The following is a 14613-nucleotide window of genomic DNA, read 5'->3' as shown; positions in this document are numbered from 1 at the left end:
GTCATACCTCCTGCGTGGCGGCCGGGTTCTCGCGCAGTCGCTGAGCGGCGTCACGCGCAGCGGCCACGATGTTCTGGTACCCGGTGCAGCGGCACAGATTTCCTTCGAGACCGTGCCGTACGTCCTCGTCGCTCGGATCGGAGTTCTCGGAGAGCAGATCGATGGTCGCCATGATCATCCCGGGCGTACAGAAGCCGCACTGCAGGGCGTGCTTCTCGCGGAACGCCTCCTGGACCGGATGCAGGCTGCCGTTCGTGGTGAGCCCTTCGACGGTGGTGACCGAGTGTCCGTCGGCCTGTACCGCGAGCATCGAGCACGACTTGACGCTGCGGTCGTCGAGCAACACGGTGCAGGCGCCGCAGTTGCTCGTGTCGCAGCCGACCACCGTGCCCACCTTCCCGAGTCGATCTCTGAGGTAGTGGACGAGAAGCAGTCGCGGTTCCACGTCGTCCGTGTACTGCGTTCCGTCTACGGTGACAGTGATGCGCATCGATCCTCCAAGTGCCTCGCGTAGCGCAGTGATACAGATCACTGACACTCTGCTGCATATCGCGCGTCGAAAGGACCCGAATCGCCGAAATCGCCTTTGGGCTCGCGTCGATCGGAGGCGGGATCGTCACGAGACACGCCGGCTGGTCGAGGCGGAGGGCGCCAAGGAACATCTGGTGCACTACACGACCAGCAAGCACGCCCTCGTCGGGATGGCGCGGGCCTTCGCCGCCGAACTCGGACAGCACGACATCCGGGTCGACAGCATCCACCCGGGCGCGGTGAACACCCCGATGGGATCCGGTTCGATGCGCGACCGCATCGCCCAGACCGCCGAGAGCAACCCCCGGCTCGGCGGCATGACCATGCCCTTCCTGAACAAGTACATGGCCGAGGCGGACGAGATCGCGAACATGGTCGCCTCGCGTCCGACGAGTCCGTCTTCGTCACCGCCCAGAGCTTCGCGATCGACGGTGGTGCTCAGTACTTCTGAGCGCCGATGTGCTCCTCGTGGGCGTGGATCGGTCCGCGTGTCTCCGCGAGGCGGCCGCCGCCCCCGCCCCAGCGCAGCGCGATGATCTCCGCGGCGATCGACACCGCGGTCTCCTCCGGGGTGCGGGCCCCGAGATCCAGACCGATCGGCGACGACAGGCGCGCCAGTTCCTCCTCGGTCAGTCCCGTCTCCCGCAGACGCTCCATCCGGTCGTCGTGTGTGCGGCGCGACCCCATCGCCCCGACGTAGGCCACGTCGAGCCGTAGGGCGACTTCGAGGAGCGGCACGTCGAACTTCGGGTCGTGGGTGAGTACCGTGATGACGGTGCGGGCGTCCACACGTCCGGCCTCGGCCTCGGCCGCGAGATAGCGGTGCGGCCAGTCGACGATCACCTCGTGGGCGCCGGGGAAGCGGGCCTCGGTGGCGAACACCCCGCGCGCGTCGCACACCGTCACCGTGTAGCCCAGGAACGAGCCGAGCCGGGCCATCGCCGACGCGAAGTCGATCGCCCCGAACACGATCAGCCGCGGCGGGGGCTGGAAGACGTTGACGAACACCGACATCCCCTCGCCGCGACGCTCACCGTCGGTGCCGTAGTGAAGGGTGCCCGAGCGTCCCACCTCGAGCAGGCCGCGCGCGTCGTCGACGACGGCGTCGTACATGCGGGACGAGGCGAGCTGTCCGTCGGCGCGGTCGCGCCACACGACCATCCGTCGTCCCCGTAACGCCGGGTCGGGATGGGCGGTGACGGTCGCGAGCGCGACGGGTTCGCCCGCGCGGACGGAGTCGAGCAGGTCGGTGAAGGCGGGGAAGGACGCGGCGTCGATCCGTTCGACGAAGACGTCGATGATGCCGCCACAGGTCAGGCCGACGGAGAACGCGTCGTCGTCGGAGACCCCGTAGCGTTGCAGCACCGGCTGCCCGCTGTCGATGACCGACCGGCCGAGTTCGTAGACGGCGCCTTCGACGCACCCGCCAGAGACGCTGCCGGTGACGGTGCCGTCCTGCGCGACCAGCATCGATGCACCCGGCCCCCGGGGCGCCGAACGGAAAGTCGAGACCACGGTGCCTACCGCGACGGCCTCCCCGTCCCGGTACCGCCGGTCGAGCTCGTCCAGAATTTCACGCACGCCGAACCTCCTCGAGAAGTTCTTCCAGTGTCGCAAGGCTGTGTCCCGCGAGCAGACGATCGATGTGCGGCAGGGCCGCGGAGATACCCGACTGGATCGGTTCGTATCCGGCGCCGCCGGCGTGCGGGTTCACCCACAGCACGCGGTGCGCGAGGCGATGCAGCTGCGCCATGCGTTCCCCGAGCTGCGAGGTGTCGCCGCGCTCCCAGCCGTCGGAGAAGATCACCACCACCGCGCCGCGCGCGAAACCTCTGCGCCCCCAGCGGTCCAGGAACGCGCCGAGCGTGTCGCCGAGACGTGTCCCGCCCGCCCAGTCCGGTACCGCACGCGAGGCCCCGGCGAGCGCGATCTGCGGGTCGCGGGCACGCAGCGCACGCGACAGGCGGGTCAGCCGCGTGCCGAGGGAGAACACCTCGGTGGACGACGGCGCGGCACGCGTGACGACGTGCGCGAACCGCAGGAGCGCGTCGGCGTAGGGACTCATCGAGCCGGATACGTCGATCAGCAACACCACCCGGCGCGGTCTCGTCGCTCGTGCCCGGTGCCGCGGCCGGACGGGTTCGCCTCCGCCCGCCAGCATGTCGCGCAGGGTGTGCCGCGGGTCCACCGGCCCGCGGCGGGAGGGCTTCGACCGCAATCCCCGACGCGTCGGGGGTCGGGGCTGCAACCGCGCGAGCAGTTCGGCGAGGTGAGCGCGTTCGGCGGTCGTCAATTCGGCCACGTCGCGGTGCCGGAGGACGTCGGTGTCGTCCGCCGCGACCTGCAGGCGTGGCGCGTCGTCACCGGAATCACCCTCGGCGCCCTCGCTGCGGGACAGCGCGGCGATCCGTGCGGTGCGGGTGCGTTGCCCGTGGGTACGCGAGCCGGTGGGGACGGTGTCGCCGAACCAGTGGACGAAGACCACGTCGTAGCGGGCCGTGTCGTCCGGTGTGCGGCACAGCGTGGCGCGGCCTGCCCAATAGACCTGCACGGGATCCCCGACGTCGACGTGTGCGAGGGCGTCGAGATAGGTGGCGGTGGCGTCGAGGGCGACGGGCAGACCGGCGGCGGCGAGGGCGCGGCAGAAGCCGGCCAACCCGGCGACCGGGCCGGGGGCGGTCGTCATCCGGCCCTCGAGAGGTCGAGTCCGGCGCGGGTGACCCGGTCGATGTCCTCGCGGTACTTCAGTACGGCACCGAGTGTCGCCGCAGCGGTCGCTGCGTCGAGGACGTCGCGGTCGAGGGCGACCAGTGCGCGCGCCCAGTCGAGGGATTCGGCGATCCCCGGTGGCTTCAGGAGGTCCTGTTCGCGGAACGAGCGCACCGCGCGGGCGATCTGCTCGGCGAGCGGGTGCCCCAGACCGGGCAGCCGCCGCTGCAGGATCGCGACCTCGCGTTCGAGATCGGGATGCTCCACCCAGTGGTACAGACAGCGGCGCTTGAGTGCGTCGTGCACCTCGCGGGTCCGATTGGAGGTGAGCACCACCAGCGGTGGGACCTCCGCGCGGATCTCGCCCAATTCGGGGATCGTCACCGCGTTCTCGTCGAGCAACTGGAGTAGGAAGGCCTCGAACTCGTCGTCGGCGCGGTCGATTTCGTCGACGAGCAGCACGCACGGTGAGTCGGTGAGCGCCTGCAGCAACGGGCGGACGAGGAGATAGCGCTCCGTGTAGAGGGAACGCTCGGCGGTGTCCGCATCGAGCACACCGTCGCTCGCCGCTTCGAGCGAGCGCAGATGGAGCAACTGCCGGGGAAAATCCCAGTCGTAGAGGGCCTGCGAGGCGTCGATGCCCTCGTGGCACTGCAACCGGACCATCGGCAGATCCAGGGCCTGAGCGAGAGCCGCTGCGAGCGAAGTCTTCCCGGTTCCGGGTTCGCCTTCGCAGAAGAGCGGCCGGCCCATACGCATCGCAAGGAAGACGACGGTCGCCAGTCCGTCGTCGGCGAGATATCCCGTGGTCTCGAGAGCAGCCGAGAGTTTCTCGGGTGAATCGATACGTGTTGCGTCGCCGGTCATGAAGCGAGCCTAGATGCTCACCCGCCTCCCGACCGGCGACTGCGACAACTATCGGATCAACCGTCGGCGTGCGCGAGCGGCGCGAACTCGCCGGTGAACAGTGTTGCGCATCCGGGGCACAACGTCGGATCGATGGCCCAGCCGTTCATCTGGGCATAGAGCTCTGCCTGCAGCTTGCTCTGTGCGGCAGTGCGGTAGCAGTGATCGCAATGGTCGCAACGGAAGACCCACCGGCCACCGGAGATCGGGTCGCGGTGCGGCGTCATGTCCACCTCGATATCAACAACTCGGTATCCGCGAATCGATGTCGTGGAATGGTCGGATCGTGCCGGTTCCTCTCAGGGAACCGACTTGCCCATGACGCGGGCCCACCATCCGTCCAGCGGGCTCGGATCGGGCCAGCGGATCGTGTCGTCTGCGATGTGATTGGGCCGGGATGCCATGTCCTGCTGTCCCTGTCCGGTATTCGGTGAATCGTGCTGTGCGTTGCGCACTGAGGTCACCCCTTATTGCTATCGGTGCGTCATTGGCGGACGCACTCCTACGCACCTCTGAGGCGTTCTTGAATCTTAGCCCGGTTCTACTGAACCGGCCCGGTCTTTCTGCTGTTTGCACAGGTAGAGGAGGTCTAGGAAGTATGCGGCGGGGGAGGGGGTCTGCTGTCCAGGGTGGAGCGCAGACGGTCGTTGTCCTCCTTGAGGGCCGCGTTGTTCGCCTCGAGTTCGAGGATCCGGGCGATTCCGGCGATATTGATTCCGGAGCCCACCAGTTCGACGATCCGTTGGACGATCTCGAGATCGTTGTCGCTGTAGCGGCGCGTCCCACCCGCTGTGCGTGCGGGGTTCAGCAGCCCTCGACGTTCGTACAGGCGCAAGGTCTGCGGGTCGAGTCCCGACAGTTCGGCGGCCACCGAGATGCCGTAGACCCCGCGCCGGGCGCGTAACGGATCTGGCGTCATCGTTTCCTCCGGAGTCGGTCTTCTCGGGTCGCGCTGCGGTCACCCGCGACTTGACCGAACCTTATCACAGGTCCATAATAAATCTGTGTCTACGGACGCAGATAATCAACAAAGCGTGGCCGTCACGAACGGCCGGACAGTCGGAGGTGACAGACCGATGTTGATGCGCACCGACCCCTTCCGCGATATCGATCGCTTCACGCAGCAGGTGCTCGGCACCATGGCACGGCCCGCGGTGATGCCGCTCGATGCATGGCGAGAAGGCGACCGTTTCGTCGCCGAGTTCGATCTCCCGGGCGTCGACGCCGACTCGATCGACCTCGATGTCGAACGCAACGTGCTCACCGTGCGCGCGGAACGTCCGGAAGTCGACCGGGACAAGGAATTCGTCTCGACCGAGAGGCCGCGAGGCATCTTCACTCGTAGGCTGTTCCTCGGTGACACCCTCGACACCGATCGGATCGAAGCGCAGTACCGCGGTGGTGTTCTACGCGTGACGATTCCGGTCGCAGAGAAGGCGAAGCCCCGCAAGATCTCGGTGATCGACGCGGAGACGAACGGCCAGGCCGCGATCGAGAAGTGAACCGCTACGGCGAACCGGACCCGGGATGATTCCCGGGCCCGGTTCGGCTGCGTCCACTACGGTTTCAGGCAGATCTTGATGGCGCCGTCCTGCTTCTTCTGGAAGATCTCGTACGCGTGCGGTGCGTCGTCGAGCGGGAGGCGGTGGGTCGCGAAGTCGTCGACCCCCAGCGGATCCTCGTCGGTCAGCAGCGGCAGGATCTCCGGGACCCAGTTCAACACGTTGGCCTGACCCATGTGGAGACGGATCTGCTTGTCGAACAGGGTGAGCATCGGCATCGGATCCGCCGCCCCGCCGTACACACCGCTCAACGAGATCGCGCCACCACGCCGCACGACGTCGATCGCGGTGTACAGCGCGTGGAGACGGTCCACTCCGGCCTTCTCCATGAACGGCTCGGCGATCGCCGACGGCAGGAAGCCGGCGGCACTCTGGGCGAGCTTCGCGACGGGCGAGCCGTGCGCCTCCATACCCACGGCGTCGATCACCGAATCGGTGCCGCGCCCGTTCGTCATGTCACGGATCATGTCGCCGGGATTGTTGTCGACCTCGCGCAGATCGACGACCTCGATGCCGCGGGAGGCCGCGCGGGCCAGTCGCTCGGGGACCATGTCCACGCCGATCACGCGGGCACCCTTGTGCACCGCGATGCGGGCGGCCATCTCTCCGATGGGGCCGAGGCCGAGCACCGTGACACTTCCGCCGTCGGGGATCTCCGCGTACTCGACGGCCTGCCACGCGGTGGGCAGCACGTCGGAAAGGTAGACGAAACGGTCGTCGGCCGGCCCTTCCGGGACCTTGATGTGGGTGGCGTCGGCATGGGGGACGCGCAGATATTCGGCCTGCCCGCCGGGCACGCTGCCGTAGAGCTTCGAGTAGCCGAACAGTGCGGCGCCGGTGCCCTCCTCACGGACCTGCGTGGTCTCGCACTGCGAATGCAGGCCGTGGGAACACATGAAGCACTGGCCGCAACACACCTGGAAGGGGATCACCACCCGGTCGCCGGGCTTCAGCTTCGTGACGCCGGAGCCGACCTCCTCGACGATGCCCATCGGTTCGTGACCGAGAATGTCGCCGGGAGTCATGAAGGCTCCCAACACCTCGTACAGGTGCAGGTCGGAGCCGCAGATGTTGGTGGTGGTGACGCGGATGACGGCGTCACCGGCCTCCTGGATCGTCGGATCGGGCACCGTATCGACGCTCACGTTGCGGCGCCCTTGCCATGTCACTGCCTTCATGTCGCTCCTCGGTTCCTCGGGTGCAGGAATGTCGGGCCGTGCCCGGCACGTGTCCCTCGATGCCTACCCCCGCTCGGCGCGGGCAAACGCTGCCCGCGAGCGGGTCCCTGCCGCGCCGCACATGTTTGCGCGTGCCGGAGGAGAGGTATGTCGCCACAGAATCGAATCACCGCGACACATGTCTGTGGCCGCTCTTGCGGGAGCGCAGCCGCACAGAAGGAGGTCAGGTGACCACTTCGGACCCCGAACACCACGGAAGCCAGGATCCCGATTCGTGGTCGCGATCTTCGGCATCCTGTCCTGACGGTTCGGCCCGAGCCGCCCCGCGGAGTTTCTCGTCAGCGTCCGCGACGCGGTAGCCGCACGACCTGCACGAAGAATTCGTCGATCTGCTTCACGGCACCGATGAACTGGTCGAGATCGACCGGCTTGGTGACGTACGCATTGGCGTGCAGCTTGTAGCTGCGGAGAATGTCCTCCTCGGCCGACGAGGTCGTGAGCACCACGATCGGGATGTCGGACAGTTCCGGATCGGACTTGATCTTCGTCAGTACCTGCCGGCCATCGTACTTCGGCAGGTTCAGGTCGAGCAGGATCAGATCCGGGCGCGGCGCACCCTCGTGGTCGCCCCGGCGGTACAGGAAGTCGAGTGCTTCCGCCCCGTCGCGGACGACGTGTAGGGCGTTGCCGATCTTGTTGTCCTCGAATGCTTCACGGGTCATCAGCTCGTCGCCGGGATCGTCCTCGACCAACAGGACGTCCACCGGTCGGGCAGCGGGATAGGTCACGATCGTGCTCCTCATGACGTTGTCCCCTGCTTCTGCTCGACGGGGCGTGATGCGGTTCCGAGGGTGAAGCAGATTCGAGTGCCCTCGGTATGAGTATCGCCGTACTCGGTGTCGATCCAGATTCTTCCCGCGTGATACTCGACGATTTTCTTGCTCAGCGCCAGTCCGATACCGGTGCCCTGGTAATCGTCGCGAGGATGCAGCCGCTGGAAGATGACGAACACCTTCTCGGCGTACTCGCTGTCGATCCCGATGCCGTTGTCGGTGACGCAGAAGTGCCACCGCGGACCGTCCGACTCGTCCTCGGCCTTTTCGCACTCGATCCTGATCACCGGGGTGCGATCGGGATGGCGGAACTTGATGGCGTTGCCGACCAGGTTCTGCCACAGCATCGTCAGCAGAGTGGGGTCACCGGTGAGCTCGGGGAGGTCGTCGGGGCGTTCGATCTGCGCCTGTGACTCCTCGATGGAGGCGGAGAGGTTGAACAACGCCTTCTCGAGCGGTCGGCCGAGGTCGACCCGGACGTAGGCGTCGTGGACGCGTCCGACCCGGGAGAAGGCGAGCAGATCGCTGATCAGCACCTGCATCCGTTTCGCGCCGTCCACGGCGTATTCGACGTACTGTCGTCCACGATCGTCGAGGACGTCGCCGTACCGTTTCTCGAGCAGCTGGCAGAAGGACGCGACCTTCCGCAGCGGTTCCTGCAGGTCGTGCGATGCGACGTAGGCGAACTGTTCGAGTTCGGTGTTCGAGCGGCGGAGTTCCTCGGCCTGGGCATCGAGATCCTCGGTCTGTTTCGCGAGCAGGGTCTGCTGCTTCCGGGAGTCCGCCAACGCGTCCGCGATACGACCGCGCATCGTCTCGACGTCGAGGGCGAGTGCCCGGATGTCCTTCGGTCCCTGGGGGTATATGTGCTGGTAGAAGTTCTCCTCCAGCGCGACCCGGCGACTGGCGTTGCGGAGTTTGCTGAGCGGCACGGCGACGAGATTGTGGACGAGGGCCACCATCGCGAGGCCGGTGAGGATGAACGTGATCACCATGGCGATCAGGACCGAGTTGCGGATCGTCCGGGACTGCACGAGATCGTCGAGGTTCTCTTCGAGCACACGGGAGAGCGCGTTGTTCTCCTGGACGAACATCGACCGGATCTCACCGAAGGTCAGCCGGTCCTCCTCTGCCAGGTTCGCATCGACGGGGCGCGGCTGCCCGGGCACGACTGTGGCGATGATCGGCTCTGCATATTGTGTCTGCCACTGCCGGGCGGTGGCGTCGATGGAGTCGATGTCGGCGAGGAGCTCGGGATGGTCGGCGAGGAGTTCACGGAGGCGATCGAGGGCGACCTGCTGATCGGCTCGGCCGGCGCGATACGGCCCGAGGAAGATCGGGTCGGTCGTGAGCGCATACCCGCGGACCGCGGTCTGCTGATCGAGCAATGAGCGCTGCAGCCGGTAGGACTCCGTCATCGCGGGGTGGATCCGCCCGGTCACCTCGTCGGTGATCTGCACGGTGCGCTGGATGAAGATTCCGCCCACGATCGAGCCGAGGACGGCGAAGACCGCGAGGACCGCGAACGCGACCTGGAACCAGCTCTGCACGACCAGCCGCGACGAGAACCGCTCGATGCGCGGTTCGGGAACCGAAGGATCCCTCATCGCCGCACCGTCGCTCCGACCTCGGCGGAACGCACGATACCGATCACATCCACCCCAGCTTCCCGGCCCGTGCCCGATTCGCGCCTACGGGCGACGAATCCCGACGGCGGTGCGGTCCCGAACCTGTCGGTCTGCGAACACACGTATGGACGGGCTGTCTGTTGAACCCGAATGCGAACTGTAGCCGACCGGTGGAGCCGTTCCGATCCGGCCACGGGCCGAACCGGCTGCACCGAGTGCCGGAACGCGACTAGGGTCGGTCGCATGACACGACGAGTGAGCGTGTGGGGTGGCGCGTTCTGGCTCAGTCGGAAGGTTCGCGAGCAGGCGCTCGATGCAGCCCGCGAACTGGAGGAGCTCGGGTACTCCCGGTTGTGGACGTCCGGCGGATTCAAGGACGGCTTCCCCTCCGTCTACGGTGAACTGCTCGCGGCGACGACGACGCTCGAGCTGGCGAGCGGCATCATCAGCATCTGGCACGCCGACCCGGAGACCACGGCGGCTGCGGTCGCCGATCTGGAGTCGCGGTATCCCGGTCGTTTCCTGCTGGGCGTCGGAACGAGTCACGCTCCCGTCGTCGACGCGCGGGAGAACACCAGCTACACCAAGCCCTACAGCCGGATGGTCGAGTACCTCGACGGCCTCGATGCGGCATCGACGCCGGTGCCCACCGATCGCAGGGTTCTCGCGGCGCTCGGCCCGCGCATGCTGAAGCTGTCCGCCGAGCGCGCGGCAGGAGCCCACCCGTACTTCGTGCCGTCCGAACACACGGCGATCGCGCGCGAGACCCTCGGCTCGGAGCCGTTGCTCGCCCCCGAGGTGGCCGTCGTCCTCGAAACCGACGAGACCGTTGCGCGCGGCATCGCCCGCGAGTACATGCGCGGCTATCTCGCGCTGCCGAACTACTCGAACAACCTGCGTCGCCTCGGGTACACCGACGAGGACCTCGCCGACGGTGGCAGCGACGGCCTGATGGACGCGCTCATCCCGTGGGGTGATCTCGACAGCGTCGTCGCCGGCATCGAGAAGCACTACGCCGCCGGTGCCGACGAGGTCGCCATCCAGGTGCTCACCGCGGATCCGTTCACCTTCCCGAGCGAGGAATACAGGCAGATCGCGTCCGCGCTGCTGAGCTGAGGCCACCGAACCCCGAGGTCACCGAACCCCGAGGTCACCGAACCCCGAGGTCACCGGATCGGTGTGGCCGCTCAGATCGGCCGCACCGTGAGGATCTGGGACATCGTGCCGATCGGGCCGGTCGCATCGTGCAGCACCGTGCTCGTCAGGCCGATGCCGTCGGTGCCGAACGAGACCGACGTATCGAAGCCGACCCATTCACCGCGGGGTTCGGCGAACAGGTGCGCGGTCAGGTCGACGTTGGGGAAGGCGACCGTTCTCGGATCGGCACGCACCGCCATGCCGTTGGCGATGTCGAACAGGCCGGCCGTGGCGGCGAGATCGCTGACCTTCTCGCCCTCCACGAGCGGGAGACCGGTGCGCACCCAGAACGAGGCCCGTCCGGGTGCGGTCGAGACGCGGCGCACCTCCACCGAGTCGATGAATCCTCCCGGCCACAGCGTCGTCGGGTCCCAGGGTTCGCAGTCCTCGGGCGTCGGAATCGGCTGCAGCGTGGTGCCGGCGATCTCCGCGGTGGGGCGGGTCTGCATCAGCCACGCGCGGGCACGCACGATCGCGCGCCCGTCGTAGGCGAGGGTCGCTTCCACGAGTTCGATGGTGCGTCCGGGCCGCAGGACCTCGACCGTCGTGACGACGGGACCGACGGGCACGGTGCCGAGGATGTCGTACGACAGGCGTCCGATCGTGAGGTCGTCGTCGCGCCGCGCGTCGCGGTCGCATTCGACGACGTGGGCGATCAGCCCGAGAGCGGGAGCGATGTGCTGCTCCGCCTCGTTCCACGCCCCACCGACATGTTCGGTGGCGCGGAAGGAGGTCGGGCCGAGTCGTTCGAAGTAGCTCATGCGGTCTCCGTTCGTGACGGCTCTGCCGCGAGAGCCGAGGGGGTCGCGGCGAGAGCTGCCAGTGCCATGCGTCGCAGCACCGCGCGGGTGCCTTCGGGGGAACGCGGGTCGGCGCTGTGCGGTGTCGAGTTGATGAGTCCGAAGGTCGCGTGCGCCATCGTGCGCGCATCGGATTCGGGCAGTGCGGGGTCGATGCGGCGCAGGGCTTCGACCCAGATCTCGACGTAGCGACGCTGGGTCACCCTCACCTCCCGCTGCCCCTCGTCGGGGAGGGACGTGAACTCGCGGTCCTGCACGCGGATGAGATCGGGCTCGCCCAGCGCGAAGTCGAGATGGAAGTCGACCAGGCCCTCGAGGGCGTCGCGCGGGTCGGGCGTCGTCTCGGCGACCTGCGTGCCACCTGCGAGGAGGCGGCGGCTGATCTCGACGAGGATCTCGACGAGCAGGGCGTCCTTGTTGGGGAAGTGTCGGTACACGGCGGGACCGCTGATCCCCACGGCCGCACCGAGATCCTCGAGGCGGACCCCGGGGAATCCGCGTTCGGCGATCAGGTGCGCCGCGGCACGCAGGAGGTCCCGTCGGCGTTCCGCCTTGGCGAGGCTACGCCGCGTCGGGCGTCCCGATGCGGTCGAGACGTCGATCGCGGACTCGGTCATGAAAATCTCCGCTCGGTGTGGTCTGGACAACTCGGTTAATCATAACTAACCTAGATTTCAGTTAATGGCGATTAGTCGATCTACCGAGGATGGTGTCCGTGACAACCGCTGAGACGGCCTCGACAACCAGCCGCGACCAGCACGAACAGCTGGTCGGAGAGCTCCGAGACAAGCTCGCTGCCGCAGCCCTGGGTGGCAGCGAGAAAGCCCGGGAGCGGCATGTCGCCCGCGGCAAGCTGCTTCCCCGCGACCGCGTGGACGAACTGCTCGACACGGGCAGCCCGTTCCTCGAACTGTCGCCCCTCGCCGCCGACGGCATGTACGACGACGAGTGCCCCGGCGCCGGCATGATCGCCGGCATCGGCCGCGTCGCCGGCCGCGAGTGCGTGATCGTCGCGAACGACGCCACCGTCAAGGGGGGCACCTACTATCCGATCACGGTCAAGAAGCACCTGCGGGCGCAGGAAGTCGCGCTGCAGAACAACCTGCCGTGCCTGTACCTCGTCGACTCCGGTGGCGCCTTCCTGCCGCGGCAGGACGAGGTCTTCCCCGACCGCGAGCACTTCGGCCGCATCTTCTACAACCAGGCCACCATGAGCGCCAAGGGGATTCCGCAGATCGCCGCGGTCATGGGCTCGTGCACCGCCGGCGGCGCCTACGTCCCCGCGATGAGCGACGAGGCCGTCATCGTCCGCAACCAGGGCACCATCTTCCTCGGTGGCCCGCCGCTGGTGAAGGCCGCGACCGGCGAGGTCGTCACCGCCGAAGAGCTCGGCGGCGGCGACCTGCACTCGAAGGTCTCCGGCGTCACCGACCACCTGGCCGAGGACGACCGCGACGCGCTGCGCATCGTGCGAGACATCGTCTCCACCTTCGGTCCGCGCAACCCGCGTCCGTGGGACGTCGAACCCACCGTCGAACCCGAGGCCGACCCCACCGAGCTGTACGACGTGGTGCCCACCGACTCGCGCATCCCCTACGACGTGCACGAGGTCATCGACCGTGTGGTCGACGGCGCCGGCGGTGACGGCCATGGATCCAGCAGCTTCCACGAGTTCAAGGCCGAATACGGCAAGACTCTCGTCACCGGCTTCGCACGCATCCACGGCCACCCGGTCGGCATCATCGCGAACAACGGCGTTCTCTTCGGCGAATCCGCCGTCAAGGGAGCGCATTTCATCGAACTGTGCGACAAGCGCTCGATCCCGCTGGTGTTCCTGCAGAACATCTCCGGCTTCATGGTCGGCCGCGACTACGAGGCCGGCGGCATCGCCAAGCACGGCGCGAAGATGGTCACCGCGGTCGCGTGCGCGCGGGTGCCGAAGCTGACCGTCGTCATCGGCGGCTCGTACGGCGCCGGCAACTACTCGATGTGCGGTCGCGCGTATTCGCCTCGCTTCCTGTGGATGTGGCCTAACGCCCGCATCTCCGTCATGGGCGGCGAGCAGGCCGCCTCGGTGCTGGCCACGGTGCGCTCCGACCAGCTCGACGCCTCGGGCAATCCCTGGACGGCCGAGCAGGAGGAGGAGTTCAAGGCTCCGATCCGCGCCCAGTACGAGGAACAGGGCAATCCCTACTACTCGACCGCGCGCCTGTGGGACGACGGCATCATCGATCCCGCAGACACCAGAAAAGTTCTCGGACTGGCACTGTCGGTGTGCGCCAACGCCCCGCTCGAGCCGGTCTCCTACGGCGTCTTCCGGATGTGAGTGCACCCATGACTGATACGACTCGGATCGACACGGTGTTGGTCGCCAACCGCGGTGAGATCGCGGTGCGCGTCATCCGCACCCTGAAGGCGATGGGCATCCGCTCGGTCGCCGTGTTCAGCGAGGCCGACCGCGACGCCCGGCACGTGCAGGAGGCCGACACCGCGGTGCTGCTCGGACCCGCCGCGGCGCGCGAGAGCTATCTGGTGATCGACAAGGTCATCGACGCGGCGCTCGCCACCGGTGCACAGGGCATCCATCCCGGCTACGGATTCCTTTCGGAGAATTCGGCTTTCGCCGCCGCGTGCGCCACTGCCGGTATCGCCTTCCTCGGCCCGTCCGCCCACGCCATCGAGACCATGGGCGACAAGATCACCGCCAAGGCCGCGGTGTCGGAGTTCGGCGTTCCCGTCGTGCCCGGCATCTCCCGGCCCGGACTGAGCGACGACGAACTGATCGCGGGCGCCGAGGAAGTCGGCTATCCCGTGCTCGTCAAGCCGTCCGCCGGCGGTGGCGGCAAGGGCATGCGCCTCGTCGAGGACCCGAAGGATCTGCCCGCCGCGCTCGAATCCGCCCGTCGCGAAGCGGCGTCGGCGTTCGGCGACGACACCCTCTTCCTCGAGCGGTTCGTGCAGCGCCCCCGGCACATCGAGGTCCAGGTCCTCGCCGACGCGCACGGCAACGTCGTGCACCTCGGGGAGCGCGAGTGCAGCCTGCAGCGACGGCACCAGAAGGTCATCGAGGAAGCGCCCTCGCCGCTGCTCGACGAGGCCACCCGCGCCCGCATCGGTGAGGCCGCGTGCAACACCGCGCGCAGCGTCGACTACACCGGCGCCGGCACCGTCGAGTTCATCGTCTCCGCCGACAAGCCGGACGAGTTCTTCTTCATGGAGATGAACACCCGACTGCAGGTCGAGCATCCGGTCACCGAGATGGTCACCGN

Annotated in this window: 15 protein-coding genes and 2 pseudogenes; 5 read left to right on the top strand and 12 right to left on the bottom strand. The window is 67.6% G+C overall.

Annotated features, from left to right (window positions below; translation table 11 throughout):
- Window position 1 precedes the first annotated feature (1 nt).
- A complete protein-coding gene (locus QR64_RS04900; RefSeq protein ID WP_006550769.1) occupies window positions 2–490 on the bottom strand; it encodes a (2Fe-2S)-binding protein in 489 nt (162 codons plus the stop codon).
- A gap of 172 nt (window positions 491–662) precedes the next feature.
- On the opposite strand from QR64_RS04900, the pseudogene QR64_RS25540 reads away from it, so the two are divergent.
- Window positions 663–982, top strand: a pseudogene (locus QR64_RS25540) (SDR family oxidoreductase); the annotation flags it as partial.
- Here QR64_RS25540 and QR64_RS04890 read toward each other — a convergent pair.
- From QR64_RS04890 to QR64_RS04870, 6 genes are all read right to left on the bottom strand, one after another.
- Window positions 970–2112, bottom strand: coding sequence for an XdhC family protein (locus tag QR64_RS04890; protein WP_039584380.1), 1143 nt, complete (start codon window positions 2110–2112; stop codon window positions 970–972). The pseudogene QR64_RS25540 and the gene QR64_RS04890 overlap by 13 nt on opposite strands.
- Window positions 2105–3217: a vWA domain-containing protein gene (locus QR64_RS04885; RefSeq protein WP_006550766.1), complete on the bottom strand. Its 1113-nt coding sequence runs from the start codon at window positions 3215–3217 to the stop codon at window positions 2105–2107. Before QR64_RS04885 ends, QR64_RS04890 begins: the two co-directional genes overlap by 8 nt.
- Entirely contained in the window at window positions 3214–4107 is an 894-nt protein-coding gene (locus QR64_RS04880; RefSeq protein ID WP_006550765.1) for an AAA family ATPase, read from the bottom strand. Before QR64_RS04880 ends, QR64_RS04885 begins: the two co-directional genes overlap by 4 nt.
- 56 nt (window positions 4108–4163) lie before the next feature.
- On the bottom strand, window positions 4164–4373 hold the full coding sequence (locus QR64_RS04875; protein ID WP_039584483.1) for a hypothetical protein: 210 nt from the start codon (window positions 4371–4373) through the stop codon (window positions 4164–4166).
- 72 nt (window positions 4374–4445) lie between these two features.
- Complete coding sequence (locus QR64_RS26770; protein WP_153811622.1) at window positions 4446–4610, bottom strand: hypothetical protein; 165 nt, start codon at window positions 4608–4610, stop codon at window positions 4446–4448.
- Window positions 4611–4735: 125 nt separating this feature from the next.
- The gene (locus QR64_RS04870) at window positions 4736–5065 is read right to left on the bottom strand and encodes a MerR family transcriptional regulator (protein WP_006550764.1); all 330 of its coding nucleotides are present in this window, start codon (window positions 5063–5065) and stop codon (window positions 4736–4738) included.
- A 157-nt stretch (window positions 5066–5222) separates the two neighbouring features.
- Here QR64_RS04870 and QR64_RS04865 point away from each other — a divergent pair, with 157 nt between their 5' ends.
- Window positions 5223–5648, top strand: a complete 426-nt coding sequence (locus QR64_RS04865; protein ID WP_019290579.1) for an Hsp20/alpha crystallin family protein — start codon at window positions 5223–5225, stop codon at window positions 5646–5648.
- A 56-nt stretch (window positions 5649–5704) separates the two neighbouring features.
- On the opposite strand, the gene QR64_RS04860 is transcribed toward QR64_RS04865, so the two are convergent.
- The 3 genes from QR64_RS04860 to QR64_RS04850 form a co-directional block, all read right to left on the bottom strand.
- A complete protein-coding gene (locus QR64_RS04860) occupies window positions 5705–6886 on the bottom strand; it encodes a zinc-dependent alcohol dehydrogenase (RefSeq protein WP_019290580.1) in 1182 nt (393 codons plus the stop codon).
- Window positions 6887–7224: 338 nt separating this feature from the next.
- A complete protein-coding gene (locus tag QR64_RS04855; protein WP_006550760.1) occupies window positions 7225–7689 on the bottom strand; it encodes a response regulator in 465 nt (154 codons plus the stop codon).
- Window positions 7686–9326 carry a sensor histidine kinase gene (locus QR64_RS04850; RefSeq protein ID WP_039584378.1) on the bottom strand — a complete coding sequence of 547 codons (1641 nt, stop codon included), beginning with the start codon at window positions 9324–9326 and terminating at the stop codon, window positions 7686–7688. The genes QR64_RS04855 and QR64_RS04850 overlap by 4 nt, the downstream gene beginning before the upstream one ends.
- A 264-nt stretch (window positions 9327–9590) precedes the next feature.
- On the opposite strand from QR64_RS04850, the gene QR64_RS04845 reads away from it, so the two are divergent.
- Entirely contained in the window at window positions 9591–10463 is an 873-nt protein-coding gene (locus QR64_RS04845; RefSeq protein WP_050993536.1) for an LLM class F420-dependent oxidoreductase, read from the top strand.
- A 71-nt stretch (window positions 10464–10534) separates the two neighbouring features.
- On the opposite strand, the gene QR64_RS04840 is transcribed toward QR64_RS04845, so the two are convergent.
- Together QR64_RS04840 and QR64_RS04835 are read right to left on the bottom strand one after the other, a co-directional pair.
- The gene (locus QR64_RS04840) at window positions 10535–11305 is read right to left on the bottom strand and encodes a thioesterase family protein (RefSeq protein WP_019290584.1); all 771 of its coding nucleotides are present in this window, start codon (window positions 11303–11305) and stop codon (window positions 10535–10537) included.
- Complete coding sequence (locus QR64_RS04835; protein ID WP_019290585.1) at window positions 11302–11961, bottom strand: TetR/AcrR family transcriptional regulator; 660 nt, start codon at window positions 11959–11961, stop codon at window positions 11302–11304. The genes QR64_RS04840 and QR64_RS04835 overlap by 4 nt, the downstream gene beginning before the upstream one ends.
- A gap of 89 nt (window positions 11962–12050) precedes the next feature.
- Between QR64_RS04835 and QR64_RS04830 the strand changes: the two genes are divergently transcribed.
- Window positions 12051–13670, top strand: a complete 1620-nt coding sequence (locus QR64_RS04830; protein ID WP_019290586.1) for a carboxyl transferase domain-containing protein — start codon at window positions 12051–12053, stop codon at window positions 13668–13670.
- 8 nt (window positions 13671–13678) lie between these two features.
- Window positions 13679–14612: pseudogene (locus QR64_RS27575) on the top strand (acetyl/propionyl/methylcrotonyl-CoA carboxylase subunit alpha); the annotation flags it as partial.
- Window position 14613: the final 1 nt, after the last annotated feature.

Origin of the sequence: Rhodococcus sp. Chr-9 (assembly GCF_000801125.1) — a bacterium.
Taxonomy (GTDB): domain Bacteria; phylum Actinomycetota; class Actinomycetes; order Mycobacteriales; family Mycobacteriaceae; genus Rhodococcus; species Rhodococcus pyridinivorans.
Note: the sequence above shows the minus strand (reverse complement) of the source record. Positions and strands in the feature narration are given on the sequence as shown.